This window comes from Soonwooa sp., assembly GCF_030151385.1.
Lineage (GTDB): Bacteria > Bacteroidota > Bacteroidia > Flavobacteriales > Weeksellaceae > Soonwooa.
This window is the reverse complement of record NZ_JASLDS010000049.1, coordinates 51,105-70,846: the sequence shown is the minus strand read 5'-3', so window position 1 is coordinate 70,846 and position 19,742 is coordinate 51,105. Positions and strand designations below refer to the sequence as shown.

21 protein-coding genes are annotated in these 19,742 nt (G+C 31.4%); 2 read left to right on the top strand and 19 right to left on the bottom strand.

All coding sequences use genetic code 11. The features are described 5' to 3' along the window. Positions 1 to 15: 15 nt before the first annotated feature. From Q1V95_RS09180 to Q1V95_RS09165, 4 genes are all read right to left on the bottom strand, one after another. The gene (locus Q1V95_RS09180) at positions 16 to 684 is read right to left on the bottom strand and encodes a superoxide dismutase (protein WP_300672973.1); all 669 of its coding nucleotides are present in this window, start codon (positions 682 to 684) and stop codon (positions 16 to 18) included. Positions 685 to 774: 90 nt separating this feature from the next. Further along, positions 775 to 1,458 carry an SCO family protein gene (locus Q1V95_RS09175; protein ID WP_300672972.1) on the bottom strand — a complete coding sequence of 228 codons (684 nt, stop codon included), beginning with the start codon at positions 1,456 to 1,458 and terminating at the stop codon, positions 775 to 777. 1 nt (position 1,459) lies between these two features. Then, a complete protein-coding gene (locus Q1V95_RS09170) occupies positions 1,460 to 1,723 on the bottom strand; it encodes a YHS domain-containing protein (RefSeq protein WP_300672970.1) in 264 nt (87 codons plus the stop codon). A 71-nt stretch (positions 1,724 to 1,794) separates the two neighbouring features. Next, on the bottom strand, positions 1,795 to 3,048 hold the full coding sequence (locus Q1V95_RS09165; RefSeq protein ID WP_300672968.1) for a CinA family nicotinamide mononucleotide deamidase-related protein: 1,254 nt from the start codon (positions 3,046 to 3,048) through the stop codon (positions 1,795 to 1,797). Between the two features lie 160 nt (positions 3,049 to 3,208). Between Q1V95_RS09165 and Q1V95_RS09160 the strand changes: the two genes are divergently transcribed. After that, a complete protein-coding gene (locus Q1V95_RS09160; RefSeq protein ID WP_300673086.1) occupies positions 3,209 to 3,976 on the top strand; it encodes a methyltransferase domain-containing protein in 768 nt (255 codons plus the stop codon). On the opposite strand, the gene Q1V95_RS09155 is transcribed toward Q1V95_RS09160, so the two are convergent. From Q1V95_RS09155 to Q1V95_RS09130, 6 genes are all read right to left on the bottom strand, one after another. Next, positions 3,977 to 4,189 carry a hypothetical protein gene (locus tag Q1V95_RS09155; RefSeq protein WP_300672966.1) on the bottom strand — a complete coding sequence of 71 codons (213 nt, stop codon included), beginning with the start codon at positions 4,187 to 4,189 and terminating at the stop codon, positions 3,977 to 3,979. Positions 4,190 to 4,273: 84 nt separating this feature from the next. Beyond that, entirely contained in the window at positions 4,274 to 4,648 is a 375-nt protein-coding gene (locus tag Q1V95_RS09150) for a septal ring lytic transglycosylase RlpA family protein (protein WP_300672964.1), read from the bottom strand. Positions 4,649 to 5,183: 535 nt separating this feature from the next. Next, entirely contained in the window at positions 5,184 to 6,485 is a 1,302-nt protein-coding gene (gene rimO, locus Q1V95_RS09145) for a 30S ribosomal protein S12 methylthiotransferase RimO (protein WP_300672962.1), read from the bottom strand. Between the two features lie 64 nt (positions 6,486 to 6,549). After that, entirely contained in the window at positions 6,550 to 7,098 is a 549-nt protein-coding gene (gene rfbC / locus Q1V95_RS09140) for a dTDP-4-dehydrorhamnose 3,5-epimerase (protein WP_300672960.1), read from the bottom strand. After that, positions 7,098 to 7,541: an adenylyltransferase/cytidyltransferase family protein gene (locus tag Q1V95_RS09135; RefSeq protein ID WP_300672958.1), complete on the bottom strand. Its 444-nt coding sequence runs from the start codon at positions 7,539 to 7,541 to the stop codon at positions 7,098 to 7,100. The genes rfbC and Q1V95_RS09135 overlap by 1 nt, the downstream gene beginning before the upstream one ends. A gap of 67 nt (positions 7,542 to 7,608) precedes the next feature. Continuing rightward, positions 7,609 to 8,568 (bottom strand): glycosyltransferase family 4 protein, encoded by a 960-nt coding sequence (locus Q1V95_RS09130; RefSeq protein ID WP_300672956.1) that lies wholly within the window; start codon positions 8,566 to 8,568, stop codon positions 7,609 to 7,611. A gap of 86 nt (positions 8,569 to 8,654) precedes the next feature. Here Q1V95_RS09130 and Q1V95_RS09125 point away from each other — a divergent pair, with 86 nt between their 5' ends. Next, complete coding sequence (locus Q1V95_RS09125; protein ID WP_300672954.1) at positions 8,655 to 10,601, top strand: hypothetical protein; 1,947 nt, start codon at positions 8,655 to 8,657, stop codon at positions 10,599 to 10,601. 103 nt (positions 10,602 to 10,704) lie between these two features. On the opposite strand, the gene Q1V95_RS09120 is transcribed toward Q1V95_RS09125, so the two are convergent. Genes Q1V95_RS09120 through Q1V95_RS09080 form a run of 9 tightly spaced genes read right to left on the bottom strand, consistent with a single transcriptional unit; the run spans position 10,705 to position 19,737 of the window. Then, on the bottom strand, positions 10,705 to 11,613 hold the full coding sequence (locus tag Q1V95_RS09120; RefSeq protein WP_300672952.1) for an NAD-dependent epimerase/dehydratase family protein: 909 nt from the start codon (positions 11,611 to 11,613) through the stop codon (positions 10,705 to 10,707). Between the two features lie 5 nt (positions 11,614 to 11,618). After that, positions 11,619 to 12,800 (bottom strand): glycosyltransferase family 4 protein, encoded by a 1,182-nt coding sequence (locus Q1V95_RS09115; protein WP_300672950.1) that lies wholly within the window; start codon positions 12,798 to 12,800, stop codon positions 11,619 to 11,621. Beyond that, a complete protein-coding gene (locus Q1V95_RS09110; RefSeq protein ID WP_300672948.1) occupies positions 12,793 to 13,653 on the bottom strand; it encodes an SDR family oxidoreductase in 861 nt (286 codons plus the stop codon). Before Q1V95_RS09110 ends, Q1V95_RS09115 begins: the two co-directional genes overlap by 8 nt. A 2-nt stretch (positions 13,654 to 13,655) precedes the next feature. After that, a complete protein-coding gene (gene wecB, locus Q1V95_RS09105) occupies positions 13,656 to 14,780 on the bottom strand; it encodes a UDP-N-acetylglucosamine 2-epimerase (non-hydrolyzing) (protein ID WP_300672946.1) in 1,125 nt (374 codons plus the stop codon). A 2-nt stretch (positions 14,781 to 14,782) separates the two neighbouring features. Continuing rightward, positions 14,783 to 15,187 (bottom strand): WxcM-like domain-containing protein, encoded by a 405-nt coding sequence (locus Q1V95_RS09100; RefSeq protein ID WP_300672944.1) that lies wholly within the window; start codon positions 15,185 to 15,187, stop codon positions 14,783 to 14,785. 6 nt (positions 15,188 to 15,193) lie between these two features. After that, positions 15,194 to 16,189, bottom strand: a complete 996-nt coding sequence (locus tag Q1V95_RS09095; protein WP_300672942.1) for a polysaccharide biosynthesis protein — start codon at positions 16,187 to 16,189, stop codon at positions 15,194 to 15,196. 3 nt (positions 16,190 to 16,192) lie between these two features. Further along, positions 16,193 to 17,206 carry a glycosyltransferase gene (locus tag Q1V95_RS09090; protein ID WP_300672940.1) on the bottom strand — a complete coding sequence of 338 codons (1,014 nt, stop codon included), beginning with the start codon at positions 17,204 to 17,206 and terminating at the stop codon, positions 16,193 to 16,195. Then, complete coding sequence (locus Q1V95_RS09085) at positions 17,206 to 18,351, bottom strand: glycosyltransferase family 4 protein (protein WP_300672938.1); 1,146 nt, start codon at positions 18,349 to 18,351, stop codon at positions 17,206 to 17,208. The genes Q1V95_RS09090 and Q1V95_RS09085 overlap by 1 nt, the downstream gene beginning before the upstream one ends. A 45-nt stretch (positions 18,352 to 18,396) precedes the next feature. Next, entirely contained in the window at positions 18,397 to 19,737 is a 1,341-nt protein-coding gene (locus Q1V95_RS09080; protein ID WP_300672936.1) for an O-antigen polymerase, read from the bottom strand. Positions 19,738 to 19,742: the final 5 nt, after the last annotated feature.

Sequence of the window (19,742 nt, the reverse complement as noted above, 5' to 3'; positions counted from 1 at the left end):
TTGTGAAAAAATAATTTACTTCACAGCAGTTTCATAACGTTTTGAGATTTCATCCCAATTGACAACATTCCACAATGCCGTTAAATAATCTGCACGTTTATTTTGATATTTTAGATAATAAGCATGCTCCCAAACATCAATTGCAAAAATCGGTGTTCCCTTAACTTCTGCAATATCCATCAACGGATTATCTTGATTTGCCGTTGAAGTAACCACTAATTTTTTGTCTGGTGTAACAATTAACCAAGCCCAGCCAGAACCAAATCTTTCAGCGCCAGCTTTTGCCATTTTTTCTTTAAAAGCATCTATACTTCCGAAATTATCTACAATAGCTTTTGCTAATTTTGCAGAAGCTTTAGTGTCTTTTTTCGGTGTTAAAACTGTCCAAAATAACTCGTGGTTATAATGTCCACCAGCATTATTTCTCACGGCTGGCGACTCTTTAGAAATATGAGAAAGAATAGTAAAAAGACTTTCCTTTTCCATTGGCGTTCCTGCGATAGCTTTGTTGAGATTTGCTGTATATCCTGCAGCATGCTTGCTGTAATGAATTTCCATGGTTTCTGCATCCACAGCAGCTTCCAAAGCATTATAAGCGTAAGGAAGCGGTGCTTGCTTAAACTGCGCCGACATAAAACTTGAAGCCATCAAAAAACCGACAGCTGCTATTTTTAATACTTTCATTTTTAAAATTTTCGATTAAAAGTTAATTAAAAGATGCCTAAAGATAAAGATTGACGGACAATTCAAGGTATCCTTAACATTAATTAACGTCTATTTTAGAAGCTTCTTGATATCTTCAATCAAAAGCTCGCGGTCTGGATGATACTTACCAACCAAACTGGCTTTGGTTCCCGCTTCGTCTTCGTAATTGAGCCCAGAATAATACAAAATCGGCATCCCATCTTTCCCAAAACGACATCTGATATTGCCATCTTTATCCACCAAAGCGATTTCGCCGCTGTGATTAAGACTTTCGGCTTTGTCTTTTTGGTCGCCAACATAAATCTCGAACTTTTTGGCAACATCGCCGATGTAGGTACGATCGCCAGTTAAGAAATGCCAATTCGGAGATTTTGCACCGATTTTTTTGGCGTGTTCTTTTAAAATTTCGGGAGTATCATTTTCGGGGTCGATACTAATTGAAATAATACCAAAATTTGGATCGTTGATTTCCTCTTCGATGTGTCGCATATTGGTATTCATCACTGGACAAATCGTAGGACAACGACTAAAGAAAAACTCCACCAAATAAACTTTCCCAAGCATATCTTTGTCGGTAATCGTTTTGTTATTTTGGTCTTTCAAAGAAAATTCGGGAACTTTCATCACCGTAAAAAGCGACGAACTCATGTATTGTCGAACACCAAAAACCAAAGCAGCAATCAGCAGAATTACCAAAATGGGAATCCACATTTTTTTTGCTTTTGAAGACTGAATGTTTTCGGTTGTTGACATTTTATTTTATGTAAGAATCAGGATTTTTCTTGAATTCATCTTTACAAATGGAACTGCAAAATCCATAAACCTGCGCTTTGTATGTAACGGTATCACTAACGTGTCCCGCGGTTTTCATGTGGCAAACAGGATCTTCTTCATTAACAACTTTTGCCGTTATTTTTGGCTGCGATTCCATGTCGGAAACATGCTTTACTTCAAGATTTTTCTTTTCGCAAGAAGCCAATGCAATAATGGCAATACCAGCTAAAACTAAATTTTTCATGATTGAATTTAAAAACCTATCAAAGCTACAAAAGAAAATATTGATGCAATAATTTCTTATAATGAGAATTATCAATGATTCTGTACCAACATCGCCACCAAATCTTGCAAAATACGTTGTGCGACGAAATTCATGAAATCTGTTCGTTCCATATAAGGTAAATATAAATGTGAAACTTTTTCAACATCATGAATTCGAATTGAATAGAAAACCGTTCCGACATCTTTACCATCTTCTCCTTTGCTTGGTCCTGCAACACCAGTCGTAGAAAGACAAATATCCGTCCCAAAGAGTTTTTGTCCACCTCGCGCCATTTCCAACGCGACTTCTTCGCTTACAACAGTATGTTCTGCAACAGTTTCTTCCGAAACTTTTAAAATATCAATTTTCTTTTGAGTGGCGTAGGTTACAATTCCACCTAAAAAATATTTGGAACTTCCAGAAACCGAAGTAATCAATTTTGAAATTTCGCCGCCAGTACAACTTTCCGTAGAAGAAATTGTAAGATTTCTTTCGGTTAAAATTTCGCCTAAAATCTTTTCGATTTTATCTTCATAAGTTGCGATTACATTTTCGCTAATAATTTTTAATAAAGATTGAATTTGCGTTTCGATATCATTTTCTAATTGCAAAGAATCTTTTCCAGAAGCGGTTATTCTCAGTTTTACACGGTTTCCAATTGGCAAATAAGACAACGTAATGTGCGATGGTAAATTATCTTCCCAATCTGCGATGCGTTCTGCCAAAATACTTTCGGGAACGTTGACCACCGAAACAATTCTCGTAAAAATAGAATCGAGCTCGAATTTCTCTTTTAAATAAGGAATTATTTTATCCTTAATCAAAGGTTTTACTTCATAAGGAACGCCAGGCAACGAGAAAACCATTTTGCCATTTTGTACAATCATCTGACAAGGCGCTGTCCCGAAATCATTTTGAAAAACGACAGCTTTCGATAAGACATCGGCTTGACTTTTATTCAATTCCAACAAATCTTGGCGATTTCTGGAAATCAAATAATCTGACAAATGCTTAAATGTTTTTTCATCTGAAATTAATCTATCATCAAAAAATTCCAAAAAAGCTTTCTTGGTTTTATCATCTCTGGTTGGCCCCAAACCGCCTGTTGTTATCACCAAGTCGCCTAAATCGAAAGCATCTTTAAGTGTAGATTTTATAACTTCTATTTCATCAGAAATCGTGAAAATTTGTTTTACAGATATTCCGATTGATTTTAGTTCTGTTGCGATAAAGTTAGAGTTGGTATCAACAGTGTTTCCAGAAAGGATTTCATCACCGATGGTGATGAGAATGGCGTTTTTCATACTTGAAATTTACAGAACAAATGTCGGTAAAAGTCAGCAATTCTTTTTAAATTTAATGAAGTTTTAAAACAAATTTAAGATTGTTATTTCGTAGCTTAAAATCCTATAGAAACTTTGGCTTAATATCGAAATGGCAAATAATCAACAAAAAAATAAAGATATGCCTTGGAATCCTGACGTTTATAATCAATTCAAAAATATTAGATACAAACCTTTTTTTGACTTGATGGACTTAATTGAAGATAAAAATAACATGAGTGCCATTGATTTGGGTTGCGGAACAGGTGAGCAAACTTCGATTCTTGCTGATAAATTCCCTAATTCCAAATTCTTAGGAATTGACTCGTCACCCGAAATGCTGGAACAATCAAAAGTCTTCAAAAAAGAAAATTTAGATTTTAAAATATCCTCAACCGAAGCGATTTTGGAAGATGATAAAACGTGGGATTTAATCTTTAGTAATGCAGCCTTGCAATGGTCAGATCACCATCAAGAATTGTTTCCGAAAATTATTTCTAAATTAAATAAAGGCGGACAATTGGCTGTACAAATGCCTTATCAACCCGAAAATAAACTTAACCAAATACTTTTCGATTTGGCAGAAGAAGAGCCTTATAAAACGCAACTTAATAATTGGAATCGCAAATCGGAGGTTTTAAGCATTGATGATTACGCGCAAATCTTTTTTGAGAACGGATTGTCCAATTTGAATTTATCGCTCAGAATTTACCCGATTATCGCGGAAAGTCACGATCAGCTTTTCGATTTTATTTCTGGTTCTGCTTTAATTCCGTATTTAGAAAATATGGATGAAGTGCATCACGAGGATTTTATCAAAGAATATAAAAATCGAATTGCCGACAGTTTTCCAAAATTGCCCGCAATCTATGCTTTCAAAAGACTTTTACTTTACGGAAAGAAATCTTAGTTAGGAGTAAGCTTTTTTGAAATCGCCCAACAAATCATCTAGTTTGTGTCTTTCTACAAAAACTTTCTTTTCTTCCTCGTAACGAGGCGATTTGTAGGTAAGCTCGTGGAACGACATGCTTCCGTTACCAACTTTTTGGATTTTGATAACCTGAATGCCCAATTTTTCTAATTCTTGCTTGAAGGCCTGAAATTCGTCTTCGATACTAAACATTTAATAATTTTTAGCAAAAATAAAAAAAGCATCCATAACGCAATTGTTATAGATGCTTTTTCTTACTAACTAAAATTTTTAATCTTAATCGACAATTTCATATTCGATTGGAAGATGTCCTGCTGCAAGGCTTCCAATCTGTGCAAAGGCTGCTTTTGACATATCAAAAGCTCTCCCTTTTGTAAAAGGCCCTCTATCATTAATTCTCACTACTACACTTTTACCATTACGAAGATTCGTAATCTTTACCTTTGTCCCGAAAGGGATTGTTCTGTTAGCTGCTGTATACTCATCGTTATCGAAGATTTCACCGCTAGCTGTTTTTCTACCTTCAAACTTATCGTGGTAGTACGATGCAAAACTTGTTTTAGCATCTGTGGCATCTCCTTTGTATGTAAAAGAGAAAATACCAAGTGTTGAAATCATCATTATGATTGTAAGAATAACTCTTTTGATCATGTTGAATTGTTTAATTGTTTTGACTCCGCAAAGTTATTTCGAAATGACTTCAGCCTACAAATTCGACGCTTCAAAATGTTAAAATTATCTTAAAATTAAATTAACAATCGTTCTAAGTCTTTTATTTACAGCAAACTCCAAAGAATGTTAAAGAATGTTAATTTTATACTTATTTTGTTAATTTTTATTAGAAAAACACATGTTACGAAAAGCTTAAAAATGGCTTAAAATACTGACAAACAATCGTTTTTGATATTTTGACTTAAATTCATTTTTTTACATATCTTCTAAAAACAAGATTCTTTTATAAAAAATTTAAAAACAAAAACAGATGAATTTTTTATCACATTCACAAAAATAAGTTCAATTAAAAACAAATATTGTAAAATATTAAAATTTACAAATCTTAAAAACAAACAACATATTGATTTACAGCGATTTAAATCAAAATCATTGAAATTTTAAGAAAACCCGAAATTTTGACATAAAAAAACCTTGAGAAAATCTCAAGGTTTTGTCTTTATTTGGTTTGAAATTATACTAATTCACCATACAAATCGAACTCTTCTGCCGATGTAATCTTCACATCCGCAAACTCGCCGATAGAAATATAAGTATCGGTAGCCTCGACCAACACAGTATTGTCAACATCTGGAGAATCGAATTCTGTACGACCAACAAAGTAATTGCCTTCTTTACGGTCAAAAATACAACGATAGACTTTACCAATACGTTCTTGGTTTTTCTCCCATGAGATTTGCGATTGCAACTCCATAATTTCTTCTACACGTGCTTCCTTAACTTCCTGTGGAATATCATCTTCTAAAACATGCGCTGTCGTATTTTCTTCGTGAGAATAAGTAAAACATCCCAAACGGTCAAAGCGTTGCTCTCTAACCCAATCTTTTAATTCTTGGAAACGCTCTTCGGTCTCACCAGGGTAACCAACAATTAAAGTGGTGCGAATTGCCATATCAGGCACTTTCTCACGGAACTTTGCTAAAAGCGCATCAGTCTTTTCGTGTGTTGTACCACGCTTCATAGACTTCAACAAGTCTGAATTAATATGTTGCAATGGTATATCTATGTAATTACAGATTTTTGGCTCTTCACGAATAATGTCCAAAACATCTTCTGGAAAACCAGATGGAAATGCATAATGCAATCTAATCCACTCGATACCCTCAACTTTAATTAACTCTTTCAACAATTCGCCAAGTGCACGTTTCTTATAAATATCAAGACCATAATAAGTCAAATCTTGAGCAATAAGAATTAATTCTTTAGTTCCTTTCTTAGCTAATTTAGAAGCTTCTTCAACCAATTTTTCAATTGGAGTTGAAACGTGCCCACCACGCATCAAAGGAATTGCACAAAACGAACAAGGTCTGTCGCAACCTTCAGAAATTTTGAGGTAAGCGTAATGCTTAGGCGTCGTCGTTAATCTTTCGCCAACCAATTCGTGCTTATAATCGGCACCCAGATGCTTCAATAAAATCGGCAAATCACGTGTTCCAAAATATTGGTCAACATCTGGAATTTCGCGAATCAAATCTGGCTTGTAACGTTCTGACAAACATCCTGTCACAAAAACCTTTTCGACTTCGCCTCTACTTTTAGCTTCTACATAATCCAAAATCGTATTGATAGACTCTTCTTTGGCATTGTCAATAAATCCGCAAGTATTGATTACCACAATATCGCCTTTGTCCTCATGAACAACTTCTTTGCCGTTGGCTTGCAATTGTCCCATTAGTACTTCGGAATCATATACATTCTTGGAGCAACCCAATGTTACGATATTTATTTTCTTTTTACCTGTTGATTTTGTACGCATTATTAAGAATTTGAGTTTGCAAATTTAGGAATAAAAAAAGAACCAAAATTTGGTTCTTTAATATTTATAAAAATTGTTCGTCTTTAAAACTAGGAGACAATTTATCTTTTTCTGATAGAATAACATCTTCAATTGGTAGCTGCCAATCAATTCCGAGATCTGGATCATCCCATGCTACTGCACCTTCCGCATCTTTTTGATAAAAATTATCGCACTTGTAAGAAAAAATTGCGGTCTCACTAAGTACAGAAAAACCATGACCAAATCCTCTTGGAACATATAACTGCAACTTATTTTCGGCTGTTAATTCAATTCCGAACCATTTGCCATAAGTTGGAGAATCCTTTCTTAAGTCAACTGCAACATCATAAACTTTTCCTTCAAGACAAGAAACAAGTTTAGCTTGCGCATGTTCTCCCTTTTGTAAATGAAGACCACGAAGCACTCCATAGGATGATTTAGAAATATTATCTTGAACAAAATGTCCATTCATGCCTGTTAGTTCCTTAAATTTATTTTCATTAAATTTTTCAAAAAAATAACCTCTATCGTCCTCAAAAATTGTAGGTTCTATAATATAACAGTCTTTAAGTGGAGTCTCTTTAATTTTCATTATTTCGAAGATTCAAGTTTTTTTAATTCTTGTTCAAAAACAGCTCTTTTTAAACCGGAAGTAGAAAAATTATGATCTCTTTTATTGTAGTAAATCTCAATACCTTTTTCTTCACAATATTGCTTGCCAGTAAAATCTACATTACGATAGTCATCTCCAATGATGCGAACATCAATAACAAAAGATTTTAAAATATCCATTAAATCTTCCTCTGTATTATAAGGGATAATCTCATCTACTGAACGGCATGCCTTTAGTTGAATATAACGTTCGACAATTGATTGGGTTGGTTTATTTTTATGTGGGCGATCCAAAGTTGGATCTAGTTGTAAAGCAACAATTAAATGGTCACATACTGTTTTTGCTTCTTCCAACATTTTTATATGCCCTGCATGCAACAAATCGAAAGCCGAGAATGTAATCCCTATTTTTTGTGTTTTCATTTCAATGATTTTCAACAAAAATATTAAATTATTTTTAATTCCGTAATTATTAAAATAAATCTAGAAACTATGCAATTTTATGTTTTTTAATTAAATTTTGCTTTAATGCTAAATAGAGTAATGTGCCTGAAAACATCAGTGTAGTTGCAATAATCACTTGAAAGCTGACACTCATAGTTGTCGAATAAATAACTAAAAGACCAACCAATAACTGCAAAATACCATAAATTGCGGAAATCATTAATCGATTCGTTTCATTTTCATTGGCGAAAAATTGATAAAGGTGAGAACGATGCGCTTCAAAAATATTTTCCTTTCTTAATAACCTTCTAATAATTGTTAAGATTGTATCTAATCCATAAATTAGTAGAAATAATATGTAAATAATATTTCCAGTTTGCACAATTAGATTAGCAAGAAGAAATAGAATAATAAATGCCATTGCCACTGAACCCACGTCACCTGCGAAACATTTTGCTTTATTTCTAAAATTAAAGAATCCAAAAACCAAGCAAGATAAAATTGTGTAATAAATAAGATTTTGATCAACAAAATTTAAAGAGTTATTGACAATTGCTAATAAAATAAGAACTGCCAAGCTATTAGAAACTGTTATCCCATTTATTCCGTCCATAAAGTTGTACGCATTAATTGTTCCCACAGAAACCACTAAAGCGATTGGAATTAACCACCAAGCCAAAGAAAACATTCCTACTTGGTAAAACATCAACAACATACTGATTAATTGGACAAGTAAACGAATTTTATTGGACAACATCATTACATCATCAATAAAGCTAACTAGTGTAATTAATGTTAATCCTAGGAAAAAATATGGATATTCGAATCCTGAAACCACAAAATAAATCGCTGCTGCCAAATAAAAGATAATGCCACCGCCTCGTAATGTGATCTGAGTATGGGAGCTTCTTTCATTGGGTTTATCTATAATATTATATTTATCAGCAATTTTAAAGTAAAGCAATTCAAGTAAAATAAGACTTACAAAAACTACGAAATAATCCATCTATTTTGATTTTTGTGCAAAAATAATCTTTTTTTCAATCAAAATAAAATGATTATTTTTAACCAAACTTAAAAAGCATTAACGCAATGAAATACTTTTATATTTTAATTTTTAGCTTTTTCCACATCATAATAAATGCTAAGGAAAATAATGCAATTGAAAATCTGCATTATCAAAAAAAGAATACAGTTAATACTATAAGTCCAATAGATTTTGGAGCTAAGGGGGATGGCATATCAGATGATTCACAAGCTTTTCTGAAGGCAATGCAAACTGCGAGTCAATCTTTATCAAAATCGATTTATATTCCTGATGGTTATATATTCAATTTAGCAAATAAAACAATTGATTTTAATCTCAACCCAAATATTATTTTGAATTTTCAAGGTGGACAATTGCTTAATGCAAAACTAATAGGACAACAAACAAAAATTAATGCAGAAAGAATCAAAATATTTGAAAATATTGTTCTTTCTGGTAGTTTTATATCTACATCAGATTATGCTTACCCTGAATGGTTTGGTGTTTTTCCATATAATATTAATGTAGATTTAGTAGATGCTTTACAAAAGTTAGAGCCTGTTTTTTATGATATCTCTTTAGGTGTTGGTGATTATTACACAAAAAAAGGAGAGTACATGGTAAAGGGTCTAAAAGGCACTTCAATGGCGAAAACTAGAGTAATCATGGAAACTGACAGATCAAACACCTATATCTTTTCTTTAGGAAAAGTTGGAGGAATTCTTAAAGAACGCAACTACGATTATAACTATATTAAAGATGTAACTTTAGTTATGTCAACTCCAGGTAAGGTTAGACTAAAAGGAAACAGAGGTCTTATAGTAGGCGCTGCTCATAAACCAATCATAGAAAATGTCAAAATTTTCTTATTTGGTGATAAATTACAATTTTCAAAACAAGATTTAGAACAGTTCTTAGCAAATCCCAACAAAATGAAAGAAGCTAATGTAGGTGTCGAATTTAATGGAGATTCTGAAGTGACAACCATAAATAACTTATTTACACTCTCAGATGTAGGAATTCTATTCTCTAGTTTTTGTGATTTCGTTACAGTTAGAGATTATATGAATTGGTCAGGCACTTATGGTTTAGCAACTGTATATTACAAATCGGTGGCTTTACCTTCACAAAATATTCTCTTCACAGGAGGTCAAAGTTGGTGCCAGGGACTTTATGGTTTGTACGCTGAAAATTCTACAACTTACAACTCATTCGCAAATGCAAAATTTGAAAATATTAGAATTGAACAATTAGTATCAGATATAAGAAAACAGAACAAATTACAAGGCGCAAACATCTGGATTGGCGAAAATGAAACAATTTCGAATCTTCAATTCCAAAATGTTATGTTTGCTGGTGTGAGTAATGGCCTTCATATTGGCAATACCACATACGGACGTGTTTTTTTAGAAAACATTATAACTTGGGGAGACCCGAAAATTAGTAAAGATTTTGCTTTAGATTTAAATTTCAAGATTCCCGATGCTTCACTTCTTATATTTTTAAAAAATGTTTCATTACCACCTGATGTAAATTCTAATTTTAACAATGGCAAAATTATTTACAATGGATACATCCAGCAAAATGTACATGAAGAAAAAAATCTTTTCCCAGATAACTTAATTATGGGTCAAGGTATTAGTTTGAAGAAAGCTAGTTCCCAAAGTGACGAATTAACATCGACACAGCAACTAAATATACCCAATAATAACAAAGACTTTATAGCATTGGCTAATTCAAAACTATCAGAGCTCAAAAAAACGAATACGACTGTTAAATATTCAGTTGAAATTTCGGCAACAGATATTTATGATAATTTTGAATTTGTTTTATTTAGCAACGGAAAAATTCAGATTACTAAAGATAGTAAATACTTTACATTAAATAATGAAAATAGATTTGAGGACAAAAAATTTAATCTTTTACAGGATAAAGATTCAGGAATAATATTTCTATACAATCGACTAGGAATAGATAGTAAAATCAATGTAACTGCTACAGAATCTAAGTAAATAAGCGAGTCACTGTTTTGCTTCGTTTCTAACCTAATCCTAAAACGCCTTAATTTTTTCTTGTGATTGCAAGTATTATATTCGGGTGAAATCAAAAGAAATATTATCTTGCCTTAAAACTTTTAATTGTTATTTCCAATCCTTCTTCAGAGCTTAGAGGCAATTTTTCTATGCCTAATGCTGATTTTATTTCTTTATTGGAAACTAATAAATTACTGGTCATTTTTTTTAACCTTTTTGTATTTAATGGTAAAGGTAAAACATCACCAACCTTAGCTAAAGCTTTCACAACAGATTTTGGAAGACTTAGATTTATTACATTCTTATTCTCAACTTTTTTAATAATCTCTATTATCTGCTTTGTTGAGATTGATTCATCGTCGGATATATGATATATCCCCGATTCTATAAGATTCTGTTTTTCAATGATTTCTTTAATAAAAAACGTAAAATTATCTATTGAAATAAATGATCTCCGATTATCAAATGAAGCTAGTGGGTACGGAATCCCCTTCGAAATTAATTTATATAACAATCCAAGGTTGCCTTTATCTCCTGGACCATGAATCATTGGTGGTCGCAAAATAATTAACTTCTTACATTGTAACAAATCTTGATCTAAAAGCCACTCTTCCGCCGCTCTTTTAGATTTTCCATAAAAAGATTGAGGATTTGGTTTTTGACTCTCATCAAGTGGTATATTACTTTCAAATTCTTCTGTTGCAGCCAACGAGCTTACATGAATAAATAATTTCGCATCTGACCTCATAAATTCAGTAAAGACATCTTTGGCTAAATCTAAGTTTGCAAAATAATAATCTACTTCTGTTGCCACACCTTTATGATCATGTGCTTTACCAACAAGATTAATGACAACATTTGAATCTTTTGTTAGAACTTTCCAATCTTCATTTCTTAAAGAAACAGGATTGACATCATAAATTTTTGACAAAAAAAATGATAAGTTTTGCCCAACAAATCCTGATGCACCTAAAATTGCAATTTTTGTCATTAATATTAGATAAACCTTTGATATTTGTTAAGAATAGTCTCCTCAGAATATATTGTTTCAGCTAATTTCCTAGCTTTTTTTCCCATCTCAATCAATTTGCTTTTATCTTCTGTTCCTAAACTATTAAAAAATAACTTTAAATCCTGATAGTTCTCAAAACTATAACCAATATTATTTTCATTTACAACATGGTCTATTTCACCATCCTTATCTCCAATATACAGGATCGGTTTACCTGCGGCCATAATATTATATGATTTTGAAGGTACACCAAGTCCAAACATCCCTTGTGATAATGTTACAATCGCAATGTCACTATCATTAAGTATTCTTGTTTGTTCCTCTCTTTTGTAACTAGGTTTGAATACTACATTTATTAAACGATTCTCTTTGCAATAATCAATTAGCTCTTGTTTTACCGCGCCATCTCCCACGAAATGGAATTCTAACAAATCATTTTTAACATCCTTAATTACTTCTAAAAGTTCTTTCAAACCTTGAACCCTCCCAATATTGCCTGCAAATTGAAATACTATCTTATCTTTTAAGGGTGATGCGAAATGAGGTAATACATCTGAAGTTTCAGCCCAATTCTCAATGACAATTATTTTTTCTTCATTATTTTCTCCGATTTTATTGAGAATTACTTTACCAACATCCCTTCCGACGACAATGAGTCTATCTGCAAAGGAATATGAGATATTAAAAATTTTTAATAAAAACTTATAAAATGTTGAATTTTTACTTTTAAAAATTCCAGCTGGTATTGTATTCTCTGGAAAAACATCATGAACAATAATAACTAAAAAATTCGATTTAATCTTTTTTAGAATATATGCTAAAACTATTATTGGCGCAGGATTCGTTACAATTACAACTTTATCTTTTGTCTTAACATGCCTTAATAAATAGAAAAACATTTTTAAACTCAAAGAGAAAAAACGGAATGTTCTTAATAAGAGATTATTTTTTGATCCTTTATAAGATTTAATTCCTACTCTTTTAACTTTAGACGCAAGATTATAGTTTTCACTTTTCAGATTTGAGTCGTCATAATTAGAATCGCTACAAATAACCTCTATATCGTCATTAATTTCAGCCAGCTTGTTGACAATTTTTGTCATAACAAAAGCTGTTGAAGTTTCATCAGGATAGAAAAGCTCAGAAACTACAAATAATTTACTCATATTTGTATAAAAAATCGTTAAGTTCCATCCAAGCTTTCACTTCTACAAGCATCTGCTCATATGTAGGAACATCGTATTGATAATCAGTTCTATTACTTTTCAAGCTTTTATCCGACTTATAATCACTTGACTTATTAATTTTCAAATCGTTATTCTTAAATACTTTATTGAATAATTTTAGTAAATCATATTTGGATATCTTTTCTCGAGAAATCTGCTTTAGCCCAACTACATTATATTTTATAACATCTTCAATAACTTTAGCTAACTCCAAGGTTGTTACACCTGACCAAAATACTTGACTAAATCCATTAAGTTCCGAATTATTTGGTTGTGTCAAAAACCAATGTAATAGTCCAATACCATTTTTATTAAGTTCTGGGCCAATAATAGAAGTTCTTAATGTCAAATCTTTATCATTAACTATTTCGCCTAAAGCTTTTGATTGAGCATAGAAGCCAATTCCATTTTTAAAGCTATCTTCGGTATATTGCCCATTATCTTTTCCAGAAAACACGCAGTCTGTACTTATATGAATAACTTTACTGGAAGATTGTTTTGTAACATTCTCTAAAAAATGAGGAAAATAACTATTAAACCAAACTGCTTTTGCAGGATTATCTTCGGCATCTTTATTTAAGATACCAATTGCATTAATAATAATGTCAAAATTATTTTCTCGAATAAGTTTTTCCAAAGCATCAACGTCAGAAACATCTAAGTCATAAATTCTGTCTGTAGATTCTACATTTCGAGCAACCCCGTAGACATCAAATTCTTTTTTATTATTGAAATAATTAAAGAAGATATGTCCCGCCATACCTTTAATACCTATAATAAGAATCTTTTTCATGATTACATTGGTTTGTTCCAAATTGTTCTATTTACAATAGAGGTATAACTCATTATTGCTTTAATAACTCTGTCGGAAGTATTGGTAACTTCATATTCGAAAGGTTGTTTAATATTTTCATCAAACAAACCTTTTGTTATTTCGATTGCATTAAGAATCTGATCCTGGGTAATTCCTCCTAAGACAATAGTACCAGCATCAATCGCTTCTGGTCTCTCTGTACTCGTTCTAATACTTATAGCTGGAAACTTCATCATTGCAGACTCTTCACTAATTGTTCCACTATCAGATAATACAATAAAAGCTTGCTTCTGTAATTTAACATAATCAAAAAAGCCTAAAGGAGCGACATTCTTAATTAAATGATGAAATTTTATATTATTCTTTTCAATTCTATTTTTTGTTCTTGGATGGGTAGAAAATATAATTGGTTTAGCATATTTCTCTGCTACTTTATTGAGCGAATTTACAAGTATTTCGAAATTATCATTCAAGTCGATATTTTCTTCTCTATGTGCACTTACAACTATATAATTATTTTCTTCTAAACCGAGTCTCTTAACAACATCACTTTCTTCAATCTTTGAATTGTACTTTTCTAGTACTTCTTTAAGTGGCGATCCTGTTACAAATACATGATCTTTTCTAAAGCCTTCACTTAATAAATAGCGACGACTGTTTTCAGTATAAGTCAAATTAATATCCGAAATATGATCAGAAATTTTCCTGTTAATTTCTTCTGGTACGTTTTGGTCAAAGCAACGGTTACCAGCTTCCATATGAAAAATAGGAATTTTTAATCTTTTAGCAGCAATGGTACTAAGCACACTATTGGTATCTCCTAATACTAAAATAGCATCAGGTTTTTCTTTAGTTAATATTTCAAATGACTTAGCAATTACATTACCTATCGTCTCTCCAAGATGCTCACCCGCTACATTCAAAAAATAATCTGGTTTTCTAAGACCTAGATCTTCAAAAAATATTTCATTTAATTCGTAATCGTAATTTTGTCCAGTATGAATCAAAATATGTTCAAAGTAAATATCACTTTTTTTAATACATTCTGCTAGTCTTATAATTTCTGGTCTAGTTCCTAATATAGTTGCTAATTTTAATTTTTTCATAGTTATCTCCATTTTTGTGAGTCAAATTTATAGTTGTCATCTATTTCTCCTAATCGATAATTTGCGAAAACGACTAATTTTGCATTATCGCATAATGCATGAATAGAAGTTGCATAACCTGGCTGAATACACAAACAATCCATAGTTTCTGCTTTTAGTGTAAATTTTACAACTTCTAAGTTATCTGAAGGTGAGTTAAAATCATCCAATTCAATGAGTTTAATTTCAAACTGCCCCTCTACTGCAACGAACCACCTTTTCTCAATTTTGTGGGCTTGCCAAGCGCGAACAACATTTGTATCTTGATTCTCTATAACATACATTCTTTTAACCTCAGACAAGTCAAGATCATTATTAAATCGTAATTTCCCTCTATGATCTATAAACTCATTACCTTGAATTAGCATAAAATTTTATTGAAATAAGTTTAATTTTTTAAGTAAAACCTTTACACCTTCTACATCTTCTCTTTTCGTATTATGAGAATTATAATCTTCGATGGTCTCCTCTATTTGATTTCCTTGCGAGAAGTATTTTGCATAATTTAAATCTCGATTATCCGCCGGAATTCTATAAAATTCGCCCATGTCTTCCGCATTCATCATTTCTTCTCTTGTGCAAAGAGTCTCGTATAACTTTTCACCATGACGCGTTCCAATGATTTTAATATTATTTGTCGCAGATTTCAATTCTAAAACGGCTTTAGCTAAATCACCAATTGTGGCAGCAGGTGCTTTATTGACAAATAAGTCGCCTGGATTTCCGTTTTCAAATGCAAATAAAACCAATTCTACAGCTTCATCTAAAGACATAAGAAAACGTGTCATATTTGGATCTGTAATAGTTATGTCTTCGCCATTTTTAATTTGCTCCAAAAACAAGGGAATAACAGAACCACGTGATGCCATAACATTCCCATAACGGGTTAAACAAACCACAGTATCAGTAAGGTTTCTGGCTTCTGCGACCGCAACTTTTTCCATCATAGCTTTAGAAATCCCCATTGCGTTGATTGGATATGCTGCTTTATCGGTAGAAAGACAAATTACTTTTTGAACATTATTAGCTGCTGCTGCACGGATTACATTTTGTGTCCCTTCAACATTGGTTTTAACCGCTTGCATTGGGAAAAATTCGCAAGATGGTACTTGCTTAAGAGCTGCAGCGTGAAAAACATAATCCACGTCATGCATAGCATATTCTACACTATTATAGTCGCGGACATCACCAATAAAGTACTTAATTTTATCATTTTTGTAAAAATTTCGCATATCATCTTGCTTCTTTTCGTCACGAGAAAAAATGCGAATCTCCTTAAAATGATCAGTTTTCAAAAAACGGTTAAGAACAGCTGTTCCGAAAGAACCCGTCCCTCCTGTAATCAAGAGTATCTTATCTTTAATTTTCATTTTTTAATCTTTCAATAATTTTATTAATTCATCAACTTTGTTATAAATGTTCTGCTTACTTTCTGGTAGGTTTTGACTAGTTGCTATACAAAAACTATCATATATACTTTGTTCTTCAGTAGGATTAAAAACTAAACTGGGCTCACAAGCCTCGTACATGTATCCGAGATCAGCACCGATCACTTTACATCCATTTTCAATAGCTTCAACAATTCCTAATCCAAAACTTTCTGCTAAGGACGGAAAAATTAAGTACTCAGATTTTCTATAATACAAACATAAATCGTGACGAGTTATAAATCCCAAATTTTCTATTGGATAGCCTTGTTTCTGTCTATCTTCAATAATACCTTTAACTTCTGGAAAGCTATCGCTTACCGTTAATGTAAGTCGTCCGATTCCAAATTTATCATAAAATTTACAAAAAGAATTGATTAATCTAATATGATTTTTATTCGGTGTCGCATTACTAACAAATATAAAAGTATTTTTTTCTCTTTGGACATATAAATCTTGTATCGACAAAGGAGGATAGAACGGAATTTCTAATATTCTAGTATTTTCAATTTTAAATTTATTTTCCAAACCTTTTCTAATAAAATCACTCTGAACCATCCAAAAATCTGTGTTTTTATTATATTTTTTTAATACATAAATTTTTATATTAAATTTGACTTTTTCTAAAAGGCTAAATTCTTTAGGAATATTAAAGTAAATTGCTTGATGAAAGTAAGTATATACTGTTGCTTTCATTTTTACATTAGGAGGTGTGTTTCCAAAACATAAAACTTTACTAAATGCATTTTTATTAGTTTTGAGAAAAGTATTTCTTTCAGAAAATTTTTTCAAAAAAAATAAACTAATATTTTTATCTTGTTTTAGTATATATTCATCTTTAATACGCTCATCAATAAGCATTGTAACATTTAGACCAGACTCTTGTAATACTTGATATAAGTAGTCTAATAAAATTTTGCCACCACCACAATTAATAAAAATTGCATCAATTAATATCATTACTTGCTACTTAATTTGTTAAATAATTGAATCCATTCATTCATTATAAATGGTTTCGAAAATTTTGCAGAAGTTATTTTCGCAGCACTTCCTTTATCAACTCTCAAATGAAAATCACACATAAGAGCATCTAATGCTTCTGCAAACTTCTCTATATTAGAATCTTGTACCAAAATGCCGCAATCATCATTAATAATAATTTCATTTGGTCCCGTTTTGCAATCAAAACTAACTATAGGAACTCCGCAAGTAATACTTTCCAAAAGAACTAAAGGAAATCCCTCATATCTAGAGGATAATGCAAAAATAGAACTATCTAAAATCTTCTCGGTTATATTTTTGGTTTGACCTTCAAAGGAAATTGAGTTTACTAAATTGAGACTTCTAGCTTGATATTTCAATTCATCCTCGAGCTCGCCAGTTCCATAAATTTTCAAAATCCAATCCTTATTTTTTTTCGAAACAAGAGACCATGCTTGGATAAGTCGATCAAGACCTTTTTGTTCTGTTAATCGACCAACAGCAATAACTACCTTGTTATTGAGTTTAGCGACCTTCTCTGACTCAATTGCACTAAAGTTATAAATCTGGATTACATTTGCATTGGTAAGTCTCCAGGTTTTTTCATCTTCTTTTGTTAAAACAACTAACGCATCTAAACCTTGAGTCTGCTTTATAAATAACTTTGTCCTATAATCACCAATAAACTTCCAAAATAAATTTAAATTACGAGACAAATAAGCTTGTTTCCGATATTCTTGTGAAAAATGCAATTCGCAGATTTTTTTACAATTCATTTTAAGCTTATATAAAAACTCTATTTCCTTTGCCCCCGTTGATATACATATATCTACAGATTCAGAAACAAGAATTTGTTCAAGCTTGGCCTTGTATTCAATAAGCTTTTTATGTGTATTAATGTACTTGCGATATAACTTATCCTTAAAATTACTATTAAAATTAATATTCAATTCAACAATTTTAATTCTTGAATCGATACTAAAAAAAGGTTTTTCATTAATACCTTCTGTAGTCACAACAATAATATCTATATTATGACTAATCAGAAAATTAATTTTTTCGAATAAAATCCTCTCAGTTCCTCCGCTGGTAGATAAGGATGGGATACAATACAAAAGCTTCATAATAATACATCGATATTTAAATTCTAAAAAATATTGAAAATATCTTTAAGTAAATTTAATTTTTTTTGTTGCAAAGAAAACAACTACTAAGGTCCAAATTAAATACCTCATAAAAAAAAAGTATTCTGCTCTTGCTAGATATACTGCATAAGAAATGAGAACCCCATATATAGTCATGGAAAAAATACTATTCTGAGAATTTACTCTATTTTTATTAATAAAATATCCAAGAAAAGCCATAAAAAAGAATATTCCAATTTCTCCATAGGCGATATAAACATCAGCGATGATAGTTGTGCCAACTCCATAAAATTTAGCTAATTCTTCATAAGTCAAATATGTAAAAAGTTTTTGAGATGTGATATCCTGTTCTTTAAGTCCCATCTCTAGTAATAAATTTTGAAAAAATGGTACAGGTGCTACAAACTGAGACAATAATGATGTTCCATACGTAAAGCCATGATTATTAACTTCCTCAACAGCCAAAAAATTGTTTCTGTTGTTAATGATTAAGTCCATTACAACATCGGCAGCAGAATATTTGCTATCTTGGTTATAACCTCTACTAACAACAATTGTAAACATTATAGTGAGACCTACAATAATAAATGTAAAAAATCTAAGTAAGGATATCTTCCTATATAGTAAAGAATACAAACCAAAAATCATTAATATTACTTGTAGAGGAATTGTTCTACTTCCAGCAAAAACTAATCCTAATACTATAATACCAATAGAAATGTAGGCAATTTTACTAATCTTCTTTAGTTGAAACTTCTTTGGAGATAGATTTTTCATGTTATAAAAATCACAGATAATACCTGCAAACAAAAATGGTGGACAAAAAAGATTAATATACTTTGCTACAACATTTGCTTCATAATTACCTCCAAAGTAAACAGACCTTAACTCTTGATAACCTCCAGTCAAAACATATAAAACAAATAAAACTAGAGCAATTGAATAGAATTTCTTGGTTTTAATAGGTCTATAATCCTGCTGTTCTACTTCTGTCACCTTTTTTGTTTCTTGACTATTCTTAACAAATAGAGAACCGAAGATATAACATGCAGCACCAAGAACTGCTAATGATGAAGATTTAGGAATAACATGATAATCAAAAGGAAACAAAAAGAAAACATACCTTGTTGCATCCGTTTCATACATAAAGATGGGATAATACAAAGTCACAAAAAATAGTGTAAAAAAGAAAAGCGAATCAAAATCAAAATAATTATCCTTCTTACGAACTACATAATACATAATGATAATAATTGCATAAACAATCCCACAGATTATACTATAAGAGTATTCATATCTATCAGGAGCGAAATACGCAATAAAAAAACCCAAAATTACTATGATAAATGCAAAAATTTTACCCATTTTTA